The 17,576-nt window shown below is 66.5% G+C and carries 18 protein-coding genes; 4 read left to right on the plus strand and 14 right to left on the minus strand.

Features of this window, described 5'->3' with window-relative positions:
• Positions 1-36: 36 nt before the first annotated feature.
• Both TPAU_RS11205 and TPAU_RS11210 read right to left on the minus strand, forming a co-directional pair.
• On the minus strand, positions 37-969 hold the full coding sequence (locus TPAU_RS11205) for an EamA family transporter (protein WP_013126869.1): 933 nt from the start codon (positions 967-969) through the stop codon (positions 37-39).
• Between the two features lie 115 nt (positions 970-1,084).
• Positions 1,085-1,357, minus strand: a complete 273-nt coding sequence (locus TPAU_RS11210; RefSeq protein WP_147291088.1) for a hypothetical protein — start codon at positions 1,355-1,357, stop codon at positions 1,085-1,087.
• A gap of 91 nt (positions 1,358-1,448) precedes the next feature.
• Here TPAU_RS11210 and TPAU_RS11215 point away from each other — a divergent pair, with 91 nt between their 5' ends.
• A complete protein-coding gene (locus TPAU_RS11215; protein ID WP_013126871.1) occupies positions 1,449-1,886 on the plus strand; it encodes a B-4DMT family transporter in 438 nt (145 codons plus the stop codon).
• A gap of 14 nt (positions 1,887-1,900) precedes the next feature.
• On the opposite strand, the gene TPAU_RS11220 is transcribed toward TPAU_RS11215, so the two are convergent.
• The 11 genes from TPAU_RS11220 to TPAU_RS11270 all read right to left on the minus strand — a co-directional run bounded on the left by TPAU_RS11220 (position 1,901) and on the right by TPAU_RS11270 (position 13,052).
• The gene (locus tag TPAU_RS11220) at positions 1,901-2,686 is read right to left on the minus strand and encodes a hypothetical protein (RefSeq protein ID WP_013126872.1); all 786 of its coding nucleotides are present in this window, start codon (positions 2,684-2,686) and stop codon (positions 1,901-1,903) included.
• Complete coding sequence (locus tag TPAU_RS11225) at positions 2,683-3,327, minus strand: hypothetical protein (protein WP_013126873.1); 645 nt, start codon at positions 3,325-3,327, stop codon at positions 2,683-2,685. Before TPAU_RS11225 ends, TPAU_RS11220 begins: the two co-directional genes overlap by 4 nt.
• A complete protein-coding gene (locus TPAU_RS11230) occupies positions 3,324-4,586 on the minus strand; it encodes an MCE family protein (RefSeq protein WP_013126874.1) in 1,263 nt (420 codons plus the stop codon). The genes TPAU_RS11225 and TPAU_RS11230 overlap by 4 nt, the downstream gene beginning before the upstream one ends.
• Positions 4,583-5,653 carry an MCE family protein gene (locus tag TPAU_RS11235; RefSeq protein WP_013126875.1) on the minus strand — a complete coding sequence of 357 codons (1,071 nt, stop codon included), beginning with the start codon at positions 5,651-5,653 and terminating at the stop codon, positions 4,583-4,585. The genes TPAU_RS11230 and TPAU_RS11235 overlap by 4 nt, the downstream gene beginning before the upstream one ends.
• Positions 5,650-7,002, minus strand: coding sequence for an MCE family protein (locus TPAU_RS11240; protein ID WP_013126876.1), 1,353 nt, complete (start codon positions 7,000-7,002; stop codon positions 5,650-5,652). The genes TPAU_RS11235 and TPAU_RS11240 overlap by 4 nt, the downstream gene beginning before the upstream one ends.
• 29 nt (positions 7,003-7,031) lie before the next feature.
• Positions 7,032-8,084, minus strand: coding sequence for an MCE family protein (locus TPAU_RS11245; RefSeq protein ID WP_013126877.1), 1,053 nt, complete (start codon positions 8,082-8,084; stop codon positions 7,032-7,034).
• On the minus strand, positions 8,081-9,172 hold the full coding sequence (locus TPAU_RS11250) for an MCE family protein (protein WP_013126878.1): 1,092 nt from the start codon (positions 9,170-9,172) through the stop codon (positions 8,081-8,083). The genes TPAU_RS11245 and TPAU_RS11250 overlap by 4 nt, the downstream gene beginning before the upstream one ends.
• Positions 9,169-10,506 (minus strand): MCE family protein, encoded by a 1,338-nt coding sequence (locus tag TPAU_RS11255; RefSeq protein WP_013126879.1) that lies wholly within the window; start codon positions 10,504-10,506, stop codon positions 9,169-9,171. The genes TPAU_RS11250 and TPAU_RS11255 overlap by 4 nt, the downstream gene beginning before the upstream one ends.
• On the minus strand, positions 10,503-11,342 hold the full coding sequence (locus TPAU_RS11260) for an MlaE family ABC transporter permease (RefSeq protein ID WP_013126880.1): 840 nt from the start codon (positions 11,340-11,342) through the stop codon (positions 10,503-10,505). Before TPAU_RS11260 ends, TPAU_RS11255 begins: the two co-directional genes overlap by 4 nt.
• Complete coding sequence (locus TPAU_RS11265) at positions 11,343-12,077, minus strand: MlaE family ABC transporter permease (RefSeq protein ID WP_083773939.1); 735 nt, start codon at positions 12,075-12,077, stop codon at positions 11,343-11,345.
• A gap of 480 nt (positions 12,078-12,557) precedes the next feature.
• The gene (locus TPAU_RS11270; RefSeq protein WP_245537784.1) at positions 12,558-13,052 is read right to left on the minus strand and encodes a TetR/AcrR family transcriptional regulator; all 495 of its coding nucleotides are present in this window, start codon (positions 13,050-13,052) and stop codon (positions 12,558-12,560) included.
• Positions 13,053-13,203: 151 nt separating this feature from the next.
• Here TPAU_RS11270 and TPAU_RS11275 point away from each other — a divergent pair, with 151 nt between their 5' ends.
• On the plus strand, positions 13,204-14,094 hold the full coding sequence (locus TPAU_RS11275) for an oxygenase MpaB family protein (protein WP_013126883.1): 891 nt from the start codon (positions 13,204-13,206) through the stop codon (positions 14,092-14,094).
• 9 nt (positions 14,095-14,103) lie between these two features.
• Entirely contained in the window at positions 14,104-15,249 is a 1,146-nt protein-coding gene (locus tag TPAU_RS11280; protein ID WP_013126884.1) for an endo-1,4-beta-xylanase, read from the plus strand.
• A 152-nt stretch (positions 15,250-15,401) separates the two neighbouring features.
• On the opposite strand, the gene TPAU_RS11285 is transcribed toward TPAU_RS11280, so the two are convergent.
• On the minus strand, positions 15,402-15,755 hold the full coding sequence (locus TPAU_RS11285) for a hypothetical protein (RefSeq protein ID WP_147291089.1): 354 nt from the start codon (positions 15,753-15,755) through the stop codon (positions 15,402-15,404).
• 421 nt (positions 15,756-16,176) lie between these two features.
• Between TPAU_RS11285 and TPAU_RS11290 the strand changes: the two genes are divergently transcribed.
• On the plus strand, positions 16,177-17,574 hold the full coding sequence (locus tag TPAU_RS11290; RefSeq protein ID WP_041944391.1) for an MFS transporter: 1,398 nt from the start codon (positions 16,177-16,179) through the stop codon (positions 17,572-17,574).
• Positions 17,575-17,576 lie beyond the last annotated feature (2 nt).

The raw sequence follows: 17,576 nt of genomic DNA on the forward strand, positions 1-17,576 counted from the left end.
CAATCGCCCGCTCCCAGACGGGAGCGATCGCACCCGTCACCGCTCCCCGACGAGCTCACCCGCGGCCCCGACGGTGGCCGCATACGCCGGTGACTCCGGAGCCGGGAGCACGGCGTCGGGTTCCCGATCGTGCGGTCGATTGGCCATCATCCAGTTCACCGCCACACCGGCGCCGACCACGAGCACCATTCCAACGATCGCGGCCGCGTCGAGGTGCTGATGCAGGAAGATCGCCCCCACTGCGGCTCCGATCGCCGGATCGAGCCCGAACAACAGCGCGATCATCGTTGCGGACGCACGGGCGGCGGCGATCGCATCGCAGGTGTATGAGACGACCACACCGAAGAACGCGGCGGCGAGAAGCAGGAGCGTGGTCCGTAGAGTGAGATGCCCGATCGCCCGCAGCGACCAGGGCGCGGTCGTCGCGGCAGCGATGGTCACCGCCAGCGCCAGTCGGGACAGCGGCTGACTCTGCCGACCGACGCGTTCGGCTAGTAGCGCATAGCCCGCGAAGCACAATCCTGCTCCGAGCCCGAAGGCGATGCCGACCAGGTTGATCCCGCTCCCCTGCCCGGCGATCAGCACGACTCCCAGCAGCGCGATCGGTGCACAGCAGCGTTCTCGCCACCGTTTGGCCATCACGAATGCGAGGCCACACGGGCCGAGGAAGTCCAACGTCACAGCGACGCCGAGCGGAAGTCGGTCGATCGCTTGATAGAGGCACAGGTTCATCGCGGCCATCACCACACCGAAGGCGACGATCGCGCTCCATTCCCGCGTAGTGACCCGCCGCAGGTTGGGCCGCGTCAGCGCACACATCATGACCGCCGCGCCTGCCATGCGCAGCCCCGACGCCGGGACGGGTCCGGCGCGCGAGAAGGTCTGCAGCGAGAGCGCCGAGGAGGTCTGCGTGCTGAGCGCACTGACGAGCATGGTGGACGACGATTCCAGCTGATTGCGCACGCGCATGACGACGACACCTCCCTGATGTGATTGCCGCCGGACTGTCTCGCCCGACACAGTCGAGAGTATCGTTACTTAGACGAAACAGTGTTGTGACATGTTCCACACATCGGGATTCGCGTCAGGACAGCGGGGGCAGCTCCGGCCTCGCCCCGAATCGTGGCGGCGGCCCGGCGGCGTATGCGGCATCGAGGAATCGGTCGACCTCCGCGGGGTCGAGCCCCCGCACCAGAACGCCGAGCAGGCTCATCAGATCCCCGATCAAATCATCCGGCCGGGCCGCGCTCTGGATGAGACGCAGCGCCGCCCGCTGCCTTCCGTCGCGCAGCTCGGAGAAGAGGCCGATCGCTTCGACCCACGCCCCCTCGCGCATCGCACCTCGTTCCTCCGGCACAGCGATCACCTCCTGTTTTCGGGTACCCTAACTCTATATATCGATTCCACGAATTCCTAGGTCCGGGCGGATCCCGGATAGACTGCACCGCATGAAACCGTGGCTGCTTCGAGGTATCGCGCTGGCCGTTCTCATGGTGGCGGTCCGCTGTGTACTCGGCTGGGGCATCACGACTTTCCCCACTGTGGGCACACCACAGAGATTCGCCGCCGTGGCCGTCGTGATCGCCGTCGCTATGGTCTTCGGCGGCTACGACGGGCTGATCGACGCACGCCGCTACCCCGACGCCGACAAGGGCGTGGACCTGACATCACGGTGGTTCAAATCCGCCTTGTTCGCCGGCGTCGTCTCCGGCGCGGTGTGCTGGGCCGTTGGTACCTGGCTGCTACCCGGGATCGGCCAGGGCTCGCTGCCGTTCGAACTCGTGATCGGGGCGTGCTTCACCACTCTGCTGATCGTGATCCCGGCATCGATCGGCACCGTGACCGGCCGACGATTGGCGACCCGCAACGCCGTCCCGGCAGGGTGATCTGGACGCGGTGATCACAGCTCGGTGATCGACGAGACCTTCCACGCGCCGTCGAACCGGTCGAGCACGAACTTGACCGGCGCCTGCCCCGTCATCCCGGGAACACCCCGCTCAGTCACCTGGCGCACCACGTTGAGCAGTACTTCTGCCCGGTTCGGCGCGGCGAAGGCAACACCCGCCGTCAACCCGGTGTCCTCGACCGTGATCGTCACGTCCTGAAGCTGCCCCGCGGCCTGAGTGATGCCCTGTCGCATCTTCTTCGCCTCGTCGACCATGCCGGGGGTGAGCAGCGCATTCATCCGCTGCTCCCATTGCCCCACGTTGTTCATGTCGATCGAATAGATGTCCTTGGCCGCCTGCTTCGCGATCGACGCCACCTGCGTGGTGAGCGCGGTGTTCACGTACGCCTCATTGGACACTCGGCCCGCGAAGGGCCGCGCGAACGCAACAGTGAGCGCCGCGGCCAGGATGACGACCGCGGCAGCGATCAGTGCATAGTTCACCCAGCCACCGGCACTCGAGTCCGCATCGCCAGAAACGACCTCCCCGGACTCCGGGTCCGGCTCCGCAGCCCCGGACGCTTCCGGCTCGGCGGTCGGCTCGGCGGTCGGCTCGGTGGTCGTCGGAACGCCGGCGCGAGTCTCGTCCGGCGTCGCACCCGGGCGCCGCAGCGACGTGCCCCGCGCCACCGGGCGTTTGCGGGGCGGCTGCGGGGCGTGCACGTCGCTCGCTCCCTCATCCTCGGCACCCGTCGCAGCACCCCGCACCGGCTCGTCGTGCGTGTCTTCGTGATCGGTCACGGCGTCCCTCCCGCGGTAGTGGGCGCTGGTGTGGGAGCGGGCGCATCGGCGGTGGGAACGACGGCTGTGGCCGGTGTGTTCGGATCGTTGGAACCGGTGGCCCCGCGCTGCTGCAGCGGAACCATCTCCGATGCCTTCCAGCCCTGATCGGTCTTCGACACCGACACCACATAGGTCCACCGGTAGGCGTCGGCGGCGAGCTTGCCGCTCTCCACGGACTTCACCACGGAGTACACGAGCACCTTCGCAGTCCCGGCGTCGTAGTCGTACTCGGTGGGTGCCGCAGCGACGATCACGGGGTCGGTCTTCAGATCGGTTCCGGCGCGTTCCTTGAGACGATCTGCGGTGTACGCACGCTGCGACTTCTGCCAGCTGTCGAGCAGATCCCCCGTCATCGCACCCTCCATCCGCCGGAGCGTGCCCTCGGGATCCTTGGTGTCGAAGGTCTGGAAGTCCACCAGGGCCTGGCGTGCGCCGTCCACAGCGGCGTCGCGGTCGGCGGCGCGGCGATGCTCCGAGAACCAGCCCCACCACAGGACCCCCACCACGACGGCGGCCACCAGGGCCACGGCCAGCAGCGCCACCGCGAGCACCCGCCGGCGGTCGGTACCGGTCTTGGGCTCGTGCACTTCGTCGGTCATTTCGGGTGCCCTCCGAGCATGACGGCGGCGGCCTGCGCCAGAGGGCCTAGGTCGATGCGGTCGGGGGCGAGGACCTTCGGCTTCGAATCCCAGGGCTGCGACACCCGCGGGTCGGCGTACCGAGCGCGGTCGGCGCTTCGGACACCGGTCGGGTTTCCCTGGGGCACATCACAACTGACTTCGGTATTGAACGGGAAGGGATCCCGGTTCACATCGAAATCAGGGTTGGACTTCTTGATCTCGTCGATCATCTTCTGCGTCGATTCATAGCCGACGGTGCACGCCGGCGGGTTGTTCACTTCGAGGACCACACCGTAGTGCAACAGCCCGTCCCCGGGCGATGTGGAGAACGCACCGGAGGCGATCTTCGGGAACAGGATGAGCACCTGCTTGAGATTGGGTGCCACCTTGTCCACGGCGGTGAGCTGGGAGGCCAGATCGTGGACCACCTTCGTCACATCACCACCGGCCTGCTGCACGAGCGCGCTCAGCTGCGTGGCCGAGAGGTTGCCGGTCTGCAGTAGACGCCGCACATCGGGATCGCTGTTGGCGAGTGTCTCGGTGACCACCTTCAGGCTGTCCGCCCACTGCCGGATGGCGGACGACTGCTCGGCCTGCGTCCCGAGCGCCGTTGTGCTGTTCGTGATGAGCGAGAGCGTCGCATCGAGGTTGTCGGTGCCGGTCTTTCCGAGCCGCGACAGCGACTCGATCAAGGCCCGCAGATTCTGGCCGTTGCCGCCGAGCGCCACGGACAACTCGGTGACCACCGTCTTCAGCTTGGCCGGATCGACCGACTCACTGAGCACGGTGACGTGCTTGAGGAAGTCTTCGATCGGCTCCTGGGTCTTCACATCGCGGATCACCGAACCGTCCACGAGCACGGCGTCGGTCGGGCGCACCCCCTCGGCGACCTTCTTGGGCACCAGGTCCATGTACTGCTCGCCGATGGAACTGCGCTCGGCGACGGTGGCCTGCACGTCGGCGGGAACGCTGGGTCGGCTGGTATCCAACTGCAGATCGACTTGCACGCCCTCGGGCACGAGGTGCAGCTGCCCGACCCTCCCGACCGGGGTGCCGCGGTAGGTGACCTCGGCATTGGTGAAGATGCCGCCGGAATCCTTGAGCATCACCTTCACGGTGTACACACCGAAACCGAGCATCTTGTCGATCCGTGCGTACTGGGCCCCGACGAAGGCAATGCCCACGATGGCGAGCACGGCGAACACGAGCAACTGCCGGCGCTGGAGCTTGGGAATCATCGGTTGCCTCCCCGTCCCGAACCCGGACCGTACTTCGGCGGGACGTAGGTCGGTGCGGGTTTGCCCGCACCGAGTGCCTCGAGCTGGTTGATCAGACGGGTGTCGAGCGAGATGAACAGGTTCATCGAGTCGCCCTTGATCGCGTCGACGCCCGCGTCCGGGAACGGGAACGTGGCGACGAAGGGCAGCGCGGTGACGATGTCATCAGCAGCACCGGCGAGGGCGCGCAGCGTGGGACGAAGCGCGAGCAGGTTCTCGATCGTCTCCTGCTGCGACCGGCTGAGCACGTCCGTGCCCACCGTGCCGAGCCGATCGAGTTGCTTGATCATCTCGATGATCTCGGGACGCTGCTGATTGAGTACCGCTGTACCGCGGGGCAGTTCGGCGAGTATCCGGCTGATCTGCGTGGTCTGCGATTGTGCTCGTCGCGACAACGCGGCCAACCCGTCGATGGCGCGAGTGATATCGCCCCGCTGCTCGTTGAGCCCCTTGATCAGTTCGTCGGTCTGGGTGATCAACGAGCGCACCTGCCGCGGATTGCTCATGGCGGTGTTGAGTTCATCCACGATCGGTTTCAGCTGACCGACTCCCCCGTCGTTGAGGACGAGGGACAGCACCCCGAGCACCTCCTCGATACCGGCGGTGGTCTTGTTCTGGGTGGCGGGGATGGTGGCGCCGCTGGGCAGGGACCGGCCGTCCGATCCGCCGGCCGAGACGAGGGTGATGTACTTCTCGCCCAGGAGATTCGACTGTTCGATCTGGGCCCGGGCATCCGCGGGCACCGTGACCCCGTCGCGAACCTTGACGGTGACCTCGGCGGTCCAGCCATCCGCCGCGATCCCGATGGACTCGACCTTGCCGACGGTGGCACCGCCGATCCGGACCGACGATTCGGGCACCAGGTCCAGCACGTTCGAGAACTGAAGGTGCAGGGTCGTGGGGCGGGCACCGAGCGCGGGACCGCCGGGGAGCGGCAGCGAGTAGATGCCCTGGCTGCCGCACGCGGTGAGGACCACGGCGGCGGTCGCCAACGCTCCGCCCGCGAAGATCCGGCGTCGCAGGCTCATCGGGCACCTCCGGTGGTCGCGGTGGACGACGCCGGCGCCGTGGAAGCCGAGGACGAGGGCTTCGGTGTGCTCGGCGCGGACGCGGGTGCCGGGGAGCTCGACGGGGCCGGCCGGGTGCCCGCGGGGGTCTTGGGGAGCACGCCGTCGACCGACGGGGAGGTGCGCCCCGGGACCGTGCCGGGCACGGGCCCCTGCTGCAGGTTCAGGCCGGAGAGGATTCCGAACGGCAGGTTGAGCTGCGGCACGCGGACACCATCGGTGATCTGCTTGGCCAAACCGGTGCACTGGCTCAGCAACGGCCCCAGGGTCTTCGACAGTTGCTCGAATTGCGGATTGCCGGGCATCAGCTTGCCGAGATCGGCCATCTTGCAGACCGCTCCGAACGGATCTTGCAGATCGGGAAGGTTCGGGCGCAGCGTGAGCGTCCCGGTGTCACCGTCGTAGGCCTGCTGCAGGTTACTGGCCGCGATCGGAAGGTACGACAGGATCTGTGCCTGTGCGGTCCGGGTGTCGTTGAGGATCTTGGTGATCTCGGTCAGGCCGTTGACGTTGGAGGTCAACGCGTCCCGGTTGTCGCGGACGAAGGCGCCGACATCGCCGAGAGCCGAGGCGAGCAGGTTGAGCGCCTTGGTGAAGTCGTCCCGCTCTCCGGCCAGGTAGCCGGTCAGATCCGCGAGCTGGGTGTTGAACACCCTGACCTGCTTGTCATTCTCCGCGAGCATCGTGACGAAGGTGTTGAGCCCCTTGACGGTTGCGGCGATGTTGTCGCGCGAATCGGAGAGTGTGGTGGCGGCCTTCGACAGTCCGGCAATGGCATCGGCCATTGCCTGGCCGTTGCCGGCGAGATTCTGCGAGGACACATCGAGCACCTCGGTGAGCGCTCCGCGCTTGTTCGCGCCCTCGGGACCGAGCGCTTGCGCGAGGGTACTGACGGAGGCGTAGACCTGGTCGATCTCGACCGGCGTCATCGTGTGATCCTCGGCGACCACGGCACCGGACTGGGCGGTGGGACCGTCGGAGTACACCGGAAGCAGCTGGACGTAGCGGTCCGAGATCACCGACGGCGTGACCTGCGCGGCCCACAGGTCTTGTGGCAACTGCACTCCACGATCGACGTGCAATTGGACCCGCACCCGGTCGCGCTCGGGGCTGACTTCGTCGATCTCGCCGACCTTGACCCCGAGGATCCGCACATCGGAGCCGGCGTAGATGCCGACGCCGCGGTCGAAGTAGGCGGTGATGCGGGTGGCACCGGCACTGCGGACCAGCCACCAGCCAGCTCCGGCCAGGACCACCACGGCCACCAGCATCACGACGAGGATCGCAACGCGGGTGGGGTTGAGGCCCATGATCTTCCGGGAGAGCGGAATACGGTCCGTCACTTCTGCCCCCCGTTCGTCAACAGGTCCTTGCGCACGGGTTCGCGGGAACCGGGGATCACCGGTAGCCCGGGCGGCGTGAGGTTGGTGACCACCGACTCCTGCCAGCGACCGTTACCGAAGACGTTGGCATACACCTTGTAGAACGGCGCGAGCAGCGTGATGGTGCTCTCGAGCCCCTTCTTGTTGTCCTGCAGGAGCTGCACCACCTGGCGCAACGAGGCGAGCGCGGGCCCGATCTGCTGCTCGTTGTCGCGCACGATTCCCGTGAGTGTGGTGGACAACGACTGCGTGGTGCGCAGCAGCCTGGTGATGTCGTCCTGCCGCTGATTCAATGTGGTGAGCAGCAGTCCGGCGTCGGTGATCAACGTGCGGAAGGTCTCGGTCCGGTCGGCGAGGATCTTCGAGGTCTTACCCGCCTGGTCCAGCAGCCGCTGCAGCTCCTCGTCGCGCTTGTTGATCGTCTCGGACAACCGCGTGATCCCGGTGAGTGATTCCCGCACATTGGGCGGCGTCTCGCGGAAGGCGTCCGCCAGCGTGCGCATGCTCGCCGCCAACTTCGTGGTGTCGGTCTTGTCGATCGATGCGCTGGCGTCGGAGAACGCTGCGACCACGTCGTACGGCGACGTGGTGTCGGTGATCGGCCGTTGGGGATCGAGACGGTTCGCGCCGCGCGGCTCCAGCGCCACGTACTTCTGCCCGAGCACCGTCTTGATCTGAATGCTGGCGGAGGTGTTCTCGCCCAGCCAGACGTCTTTCGCCCGGAACGTGACTTTGGCCTTGGCGGCCTTCGTATCGAGTTCGACGGCCTGCACGGTCCCCACCTTGACGCCGGCCACCCGGACCTCGTTGCTCGGCAACAGCCCCGCGGCCTCGCTGAACAACGCGGTGTAGGTGGTGCCGGCGCCGATGAGCGGCAGGCGGTCGATGAAGAAGGCGGAAGCGGTGGCCATCAACAGCACCACAATGCCCATGGCACCGACCGTGACCGGCGACCGGCGCGCGCCACGCCGGCGCTCGGGGAACCGCTGTGCGGTGTCGTCGTCGGTCATCGCGGGTTCCCGTCCCGGTAGCAGCGAGTGGCAGTGTTGGTGTACACGGGCTGGTTCACCGACGGCACGTCGATCGCGAGCGCGATGTTGTCGCCCTTGCCTGTGCCGGCGACGATGTCGGCGCCGCAGAGGTAGAACTGGAACCACCCGCCGAAGGACGCGAGTCGGCCCACGGCCTGGATCTTCTCCGGAAGGAAGTTCAGGGTGTGCGCCACGTCGGTGCTGCGGCCGTTGAGCTTGTCGGTGAGAGCACGCAGGGCAGCCACATCGTCCTTAATCGCGCCACGCGTGGGCGTGAGGATCGAATCCGTGACCGCAGTCAGTTGCGATACCGAGCCGAGGGCGGATCCGATCGCGCCACGATCTTCAGACAACCCGGTCACCAATTGCTGGGTGGTGTCGAGCAGGTCGGTGAACTGCTTGTCGCGCTCGTTGATCGTGCCCAGCACCTTCGTGAGGTTGGTGATGAGCTCGCCGATCACAGCGTCCTTGTCGGCGATGGTGTTGGTCAGCGACGCGGTATTGACCACGAGGTCGTTCACAGTGCCGCCCTGCCCCTGGAAGACCGTGATGATCTGGCTCGCCAGCTTGTTCACATCGTCGGCAGTGAGCTGCTTGAACAGTGGCTTGAACCCGTTGAACAGGTCGGTCAGATTCACCGCGGGCCGGGTGCGCTCGATCGGGATGGTATCGCCCGGTCGGTACGGGGTGGCCCGGGATTCGCCACGCACCGGATCGTTGTCCGTTGGGGCCTGCATGAGTTCGAGGTAGCGCTGTCCCACGAGGTTCCGCAGCCGCAACGCCGCGGTGGCCGACCCCGGGATGGAGTCGCGATCGCTGAGATTGAATGCGACATCGGCCTGGCCGCGGTCGTGAATCGCCACGCCGGTGATCTGGCCGACACGCACCCCGGCGATCCGGACCTCATCGCCCTTCTGCACCATCGTCGCGTCGGAGAAGATCGCATGGTAGTCACGGCCGAAGCTGAAGTTGAGCTGCGCGATCGACGCGCCGAGAATGCCTGTCGCGGTCGCGGTGACGACTGCGAAGACGATCAACTTGAGCAGCGGCCCGGTGAGCGGCTTCATCGGATCTGCACCTCCTTGCCCACCATGGCCGGCACGAAGACACCGGTGAGCCATTCCGGCACGTCACCGGGGTCGACGCCGGAAGCCACAGCGAACGAGGCCCGGGCGGCACGCGAGTTCTGGCCCGCGACAGCGGCGGTCGGCATCGGCGACGGGGCCCTCACCGACGGTTCCGGCAACTGGTAGCGGGAGTCCTGGACTCCCGGGTTGCGCGCCGGAGTCGGGAACGCACCGCCGGCGTACGGGCCGCCGGGGTACATCGGCGCCGGATGCGTCTTGATCGCGTTGTAGCAGGCGGGACCGCGATCGTCGAACCACCGCGGCTCGTCCTGATTGGGCAGATACCGCCCGCGGGAGTTGGTGACGATCATCGAGATTCGCGCGCCCGGCTGATTGGTGCCCTGTCCGACGATCCGGTTGGCCTCGGGCAGGAGGGTCGCGAATCGTTCAAAGGTACAACCGAACTCGGGAGAATACCGGGCCAAGATGGTGAGCGTGGTATTCGACTTGTTCATCACCGTCACCAGTTGCTCGCGGTTGCCCTCGAGCAACCCGGCGGTCCGTCCGGCGCCGTCGGCGACCGAGGTCCAGAAGGCGTGAAACGCCTGCTGCCCGGATACGACGGTGCTGTTGGTGGTGCGGAAGGTGTCGAGCGCGGTGATCAGATCGGGCAGAGCCTGCGAGTAGGTGGCGGAGACGGTGGCCAGCGACCGCAGCGAGGATTGCAGATCGGGCATCACGGCGTTCACCTGGGAGAAGATGTTCGTGAACCGGCCGATCGTGGTCTGCAGGTTCTGGCCGTTGCCGGACAGCGCATTCGACAGAGCACCCAGGGTGGCGTTGAGATCCTGGGGCGGCACCGCACGGAGCAGCGGCAGCAGCTTGTCGAACAGCTCGTTGAGCTCGGTGGCGTTGCCGGAACTGTCGGTGTGGATGGTGGCGCCGTCGGCGAGTGCTGCTCCACCGGGAGTGCCGGGGCCGCCCTGTCCCTCCGGCACCTGCAATGCCACGTAGCGCTGGCCGAACAAGGTCTTCGGGAGGATGCGGGCGGTGACCGCCCCGGGGATCTGCCGCGCTTCGTCGGGCTTGAGTCCCATCCGGATCACGGCCTTACCGTCCCGCACGGACACATCGCGCACGGTTCCCACTTCGACGCCGCGGGCACGCACCTCCGAGTTCACCGGGAGGGAGGCGCCGGCAGTATCGGTGACGAGCTCGACCCAGGTGAAGGTCTCGAACCGTTGCTGGTACTTGCCGATCGTCGCCACGAGGAAGAGCGCGCAGACCCCGAAGAAGGCGAGACCGAGCAGACGCCGCCGCACCGTCCGCATCATGCGATCTTCACCGTGGTGGTGGTGCCCCAGATGGCGAGGCTGAGGAAGAAGTCGAGCAGGGCGATGGCCACCAGCGAGGTGCGCACGGCCCGGCCGACCGCGACGCCGACACCGGCGGGGCCGCCGGATGCGTTGTAACCGTAGTAGCAGTGCACCAGCACCAGCACGAAGGCGAACACGAGGACCTTGCCGAAAGACCACAGCACATCGTCGGGTGACAGGAACAGGTTGAAGTAGTGGTCGTACGTGCCCGTCGATTGCCCTAGAAGCGTGGTGTTGACGAACCTCGTCATCACGTAGGACGCGAGCAGGCCCACGATGTACAGCGGGATCACGGCCACGAAGCCGGCGATCACGCGGGTGGCGGTGAGGAAGGAAATCGAGGGGATGGCCATCGCCTCGAGCGCGTCGATCTCCTCGGAGATCCGCATGGCGCCGAGCTGGGCGGTGAAGCCACACCCGACGGTGGCGGACATGGCCAGGGCCGCCACGAGCGGGGTGAGCTCGCGTGTGTTGACGTATGCCGAGAGGAATCCGGTCATGACCGAGGCACCGAGCTGCTGCAGCGCCGCATTGCCCTGCAAACCGACGACGATGCCTGTGAAACCGCAGAGCATGAGGACCACGCCGACGGTGCCGGCGATGACGGCCAAGGCGCCGCTGCCGAAGGCCACTTCGGCGAGAACGCGGCCGACCTCCTTCGGGTACCGCGCGATCGACTGCGGGATGAATCCGATCGAGCGTCCGTAGAAGGACATCTGCTCGCCCGCGCCATCGAGCACCTTGAGCGGTGCACCGGCGGCCTTGCGCGCCTTGTCAGTGAAGCTGCGCGACATCTACGACCCCTTCGCCGGGACGACCTGCAGGTACACCGCCGTGAGAATGATGTTCGCGAAGAACAGCAACAGGAAGGTGATCACCACCGACTGGTTGACGGCATCGCCCACGCCCTTCGGTCCCCCACCCGGGTGCAGGCCCTTGTACGCGGCCACAACACCCGCGATCAGCCCGAAGACGAGTGCCTTGAACTCGCCGACCAGCAGGTCCGGCAGCTGCGCGAGTGCGGAGAAGGATGCGAGGTAGGCGCCCGGGGTGCCGTGCTGCAGAACGACGTTGAAGAAGTAGCCGCCCACCACGCCGACCACGGACACCAGGCCGTTGAGGAACATGCTCACCAGCATCATGCCCAGTACACGCGGAACCACGAGACGTTGTACCGGATTGATGCCCAAGACCTCCATGGCGGCGATCTCCTCGCGCACCGTACGAGCGCCGAGGTCGGCGCAGACGGCGCTACCTGCGGCACCGGCCACGAGCAGGGCGGTCACCACGGGAGCGCCCTGCTGGACCACTGCGAGCACGCTGGCCGCGCCGGTGAAGCTCTCGGCTCCGAGCTGGCCGATCAGCGAACCCGTCTGCAACGAGACGATCGCGCCGAACGGAACGGCTACGAGTGCGGTGGGGAGGATGGTGACGCTGGCGATGAACCAGGACTGCTCGATGAACTCGCGGTACTGGAAGGGACGGCGGAAGGTGTTGCGCACGATGTCGGCGAACAGCTGGAAGATCATTCCCGCCTGGGTCAGCGCGGACGTGCCACCCTGCGCGGCCTTGGCAACGCTGCGTTGAACGATCGACACGGGACCCTCACACTGCTACTAGCTTCCATCGGCCCCCACTTCCGAGGGGCACGCCACGTCCGCCGGTACTTCGGACGCCAACGCAGACTAGCGGTATCGGATAGGCGGACCCCAGACGATCCGCACGTTGCAATACCGAACCACCACGACGTACTCCGGTTCGATCGGCCGGCGTCGCCTCCGACGAACCCTTCGGTGATGCAGATTCTCGGGCGGCTACCAGACCGTCATCAGGCGTGTGAGCTGGCACAGCGACGCGCGTCACTCCCGCATCCCGGATGACACGGGGCCGCCGAACCCCTCGTCGCGGCGCACGATCGCACGACATTCATCGATGTGTGCCGGAATACATTCGGAGATCCATGTGACGAACACCTCACGCCCGTCGAAGGACGATCGAGATGAGCGCGCTCAGTCCGGGTCACTCAGCGCCGCGGAGATCACCATGCGGTATCCGCGCTCCAGAGCGGCATCCGAGCGCAGCGTGCCGCTCTGATAGCCGATCAGCAGATACATCGCGATGCGCGCGAACGCATCGGCCCGCTCGGCGTCGTCGCGAAGCTCACGGTAAGTGTCACGAATGACGGCGTAGCGGGTGGCATCGACATCCGCCTGGAAAGCCTGCACCTGAGGGTCATGGGCAGCCCAGACCCGGATGGCGGCCTCGACATCCGAATGCAGGGTCAAGCCGATCTGCGTGAGGCGTTCGAGGCGTTCAGACGGGTCGGTGATCTCTTCCGCCTCGACGATCAGCCGGTGGCTCTGATCTTCGCGCCAGTAGGCGATCAGATCGGACCGGTACGCGTTCCAACTAGGAAAGGCGTGATAGAAGCTGCCCGTCGTCGCGCCGAGGTGATCGCACACCGATGCGAGCTTGAGGCCCGCATGCCCCTGTCGTGCCAGCACGTGCAGACCTGCGTCCAGGAGTCGTTCCCGCGCCCATCGAGTGGGCGCGGACTTGCTCTTCGGTTGCATTGACCACCCTCCGCTCGATGTGACCTCTTGCACAGTACCGTAACTCGACTTATGGTGAGATGCACGCACGAAGGAGGCCCAGATGGCGCGCACACCTCGCTCGGCGGACCTGGATCCGCAGGTCGACTACCACCGGATCTATCGGGACCTCACCACCCTCGAATTCCCTTGGGACTTCACCCAGGCGCTCGGCTTCGCCCTGTTCCGCACGTACGCCGTCCCGAGTATCGGTCAGTTACTGCACCGCACACGGGAATTCGAGGAGCGCACACAGAAGCGCTACGACGACACCGCGCTTCTCCTTGAAGTTCCCCTGCTCCATGGATTCGACGACGAGCGCGGGCGTGCCGCGGTGCGCCGGATCAACCAGATGCACAAGATGTACGACATCAGTAACGACGACATGCGATACGTTCTTGCGACGTTCGTCGTGGTACCGAAGCGGTGGATCGACGACTACGGATGGCGCCGCCTGACCGATGCCGAGGTGCAGGCGTCGGTGCTCTACTACCGGGACCTCGGCCGGCACATGGCGATTGCCGATATGCCCGAATCCTATGAGGGCTTCGCTCACCTGATGGACGAGTACGAATCCGAGCACTACGCCTACGACGACGGTGCGCGCAAGGTCGCCGACGCCACACTGGAACTCATGGCTTCGTTTCAGCCTGCCCTGGTGCGTCCCGCCGTCGACGTCTTCAGCCGCTCCGTCATGGATGACCGACTGTTGCGTGCCTTCCGCTACCGGCGACCGAACCCGATCGCCCGGATGCTGTCACGAGGAGGGCTCAAGGTCAGGGCGGCGATCGTGGCACGGATGGCGCCGCGCACGAACCGGGTCTACGTCCACGAGTCACCGCAGATCAAGAGTTACCCCAACGGATTCGCGGTCCGAGAGCTCGGTACCTTCGCGGGCGGATGCCCCGTCGACCACCGCAGGCTGCTCGCCGAACAATCGCACCGCGCCCGGTAGCGTCGGGGGATGTTCCGTCGTGCCGCACTCCTGTCGACGGTCGCACTTCTCGCTGCCGGCTGCGCGGCGGCGCCCCCATCAACGCCGGACCCGCCTCCCGACGAAACCGTGTGCGGCACCGACGCGGCCTCGCTCCGAACACTGGCGCAGCGGTCCGGAATCGACGTCGGGACCGCCTACAGATCCTCGTTCGCGCCCGGCGACACCTGCTACGAAGCCGTGGCGCGCGCCGCCTTCAGCTCGTTGACCACAGAGATCGGGACGATGACGAACACCGTCGCCCCCGAGGCAGGCCGTTTCGACTTCCGCGAGGCGGATGCGGTCGCCGAGACCGCCCGCCGCAGCGGGCAACGCTTCCAGATCCATTCACTGATCTGGGATCCGCTCGACCAACAGGCGTGGGGAATCGTGCCTGCGTACGCGCAGCGGATGAGCGATCCGGCGCGCCACGACTTCCTGCTCGAACTGGTCACCGCGGTGGTCCGGCGATACGCCGGGTCGGCCGACACCGTGACCGTGGTGAACGAGCCCTTCGACCAGCGCGGCAACCTGCAGCGCAACGCCTGGTGGCGGACCACGGGCGATGACCGGTACATCGTGGACGCCTTCCGCGCCGCCCGGCTGGCCGCACCGAAGATGAAGCTGTACCTCAACGAGCACAGTGCGGAGACCGTCAGCGACAAGTCGACTGCGCTGCTGACCTTGGCCCGGAAACTCAAGGCCATGAGCGTCGACGTGGAGAGCGACGGCACCCGCGTCCGCAAGCCACTGATCGACGGTGTCGGATTCCAGGCACACATGCTCGGCGGAGCCGATCAGCAACCATCCGTCGCCGATATGCGAACCAATCTCCGCAGGTTCATCGACGCCGGACTGGAGGTGCGGCTGACCGAACTCGACGTGCGGATCCCCACCGAAGACGGACAGTCCACCACGGCGGACCAGCGACGCCAGGGCGAGGTGTACCGCACCATGGTGTCGCTGTGTCGAGAACTGCGCCGCTGCACCGGCGCTACGGTCTGGGGCTTCACGGACAAGCGCTCCTGGATCACCGACTATCCCGCAACCTTCTCCGGATACGGCAACGCGAATCTGCTCGACGCGCACTACCGCCCGAAACCCGCCTGGGACGGCATTCGCGCCGCTCTGAGCTGACGCCGAGATACCGCGATGATGTCCGACACACTGCGCGGACAACCAGTCAATTCATACTCCGGACGTGAAGACTTCCCCACCGCACATAATGGGCTGGCGTCACTCTCTCCCGTTCTGCCTGAGAGGCCTGTCCCGCCGCCCAGGCAACACCATCAGAAGGGCGCGAGCGGGTTATCGAAACCGGGATTACTGCGGGGGTGATCGCCGGAATCGATGGGCACCGCCGCATTCGGCCCGGAATTGTTCGCGGTCCGGCTGTCATCGCTCACATTGCCCGGCTGCAGTGCATTACCGGGCACCACGATCGTGCCGTGCCCGGCGCCCTGCGGACCGATCCCCTGGTTCTGACCGGGGCTCACCACGTGATCCTCGTGATACCCGCTCGGACTACCCGGGACCGGGCTCGCCGCGGCGGACCCCACGCCGAAAATCGCACCCGCGGCGCCGAGGGCGAGGACGCCCGCGCCGATCTTCGTGATCACCGCGGAAGACGTCTTCGTATTCACGTTCACATTCATTTCTTGACCTCCATCGCGATTCTTTCAAATACCGGTCGGCTGAGTTCACTTTTTCTTTCTCGACCGGTCTACTTTCGAGTATCCACACCGGGCGACCGCGGTGCCAACGTCAAGCGAACAAATAGCGATCCGTTCACGAACTCTTCGTATTCGCGGCGGCGCGTTTCATGGAACCGTCACCGCGTCTTTCTTGGTTCTCGATATTCCTATGCCAGCCCGACTCGGTGCGACTGTCCGACGCCGCCGAAGAACCACCATCGAGGGCCTCGTAGTGTGAGGTCCGAACCTTCTCACGGACGGAACGGACGATCATGGTCATGGCAGATGTCGTGGGCCACCGTCGCCTCGCGCGAACAGGGAGCCCCTGAGCGGCGACGGGACGGCCACCTACCCCCGGGCCGCGGTCGCCGTGCTGTGCGCCGCCGGGATCGTGGTCGCCCTCATGCAGACCATCATCGTGCCGCTGATTCCGGAGTTGCCCGATATGCTCCATGCCTCCCCGAGCAATGCGTCGTGGACCCTGACCATCACCCTCCTGGTCGGTGCGGTCGGCACCCCGATCGCCGGGAGGCTCGGCGATATGTTCGGCAAGCGGCGCGTACTTCTCGGGACGATGACTGCTGTCGCTGTCGGCTCCACGGTCTGCGCGATGTCGCCCGCCTTCATTCCGTTCCTGCTCGGCCGCGGCCTGCAGGGTCTTGGTATCGGTGCGATCGCGGTCGGCATCAGCATCTTGCGCGACATCGTGCCCGCCGCCCGTCTCGGTTCCGCAGTGGGCACGATGAGCGCCTCGCTCGGCGTCGGTGGCGCACTCGGTCTGCCGATCGCCGCCGTGATCGCGCGGCACGTCAATTGGCACGCGCTCTTCTGGGTGTGCGCGATCGCCGCCGTGGCCTGCGGTGTCGCCATCTTCCGACTCGTGCCGACCGGCCCCGCCGATCCCGGCGGTAGCTTCGACGCAGTGGGCACCGCCGGCCTCACCGTGGTGCTCACCCTGATCCTGCTTCCGCTGTCCAAGGCGGCCGAGTGGGGCTGGACCTCCCCCGTCACGCTCACTCTGTTCGCCGCGTTCCTGCTGGCGGGTTCCCTGTGGTGGCGCTACGAACTGCGAACCCCGAACGCACTGATCGACGTTCGCACCCTGCTGCGTCGGCCGATCCTGCTCACCAACGCCGCCTCGGTGGCCACCGGCTTCGCCTTCTACGCGATGCAACTCATGCCGATCCAGATCCTGATGGCGCCGGACTCCGCACCCACCGGTCTCGGACTGGGCATGGTGAACGCGAGTCTGGTGCTGATGCCGAGCGGCCTCGTCATGTTCGCCTTCACCCGGGTCAGCGCCCGGATCACCGATCGCCACGGAGCCCGGCTCTCGCTGGCGCTCGGCGCCGTCGTGATCGCGGGCGGGTACCTGATCCTGTTGCTGGCGATCGTCGGACCCTGGCCCGTCGGGTGGTGGTGGATTCTCGCGTCCAGTGCGACCGTCGGAGCAGGCCTCGGCATCGCCTACTCGGCGATGCCCGCACTCATCATGGCCGTCGTTCCGGTGGAACAGACCGGTGAAGCCAACGGCGTCAACGCCCTCATGCGGTCGGTGGGCACGGCCACCGCCACTGCCGTCGTCGCGATGGTCCTCACTGGCGACGCCGTCAGCACCATGACCCTGGACGGCAACGTGGAGACCCCCTCGTCCGGCGCCTACACCGCCACCACCCTGCTCGGCCTCACGATCTGCCTCCTGGCGGCGATCTGCGCCCTCGCCATCCCCCGTCTCCGGCCCGGCTCGGCGATAGCGAGCCGGTGTTAAGT

This window comes from Tsukamurella paurometabola DSM 20162 (assembly GCF_000092225.1).
Classification (GTDB): Bacteria; Actinomycetota; Actinomycetes; order Mycobacteriales; family Mycobacteriaceae; genus Tsukamurella; species Tsukamurella paurometabola.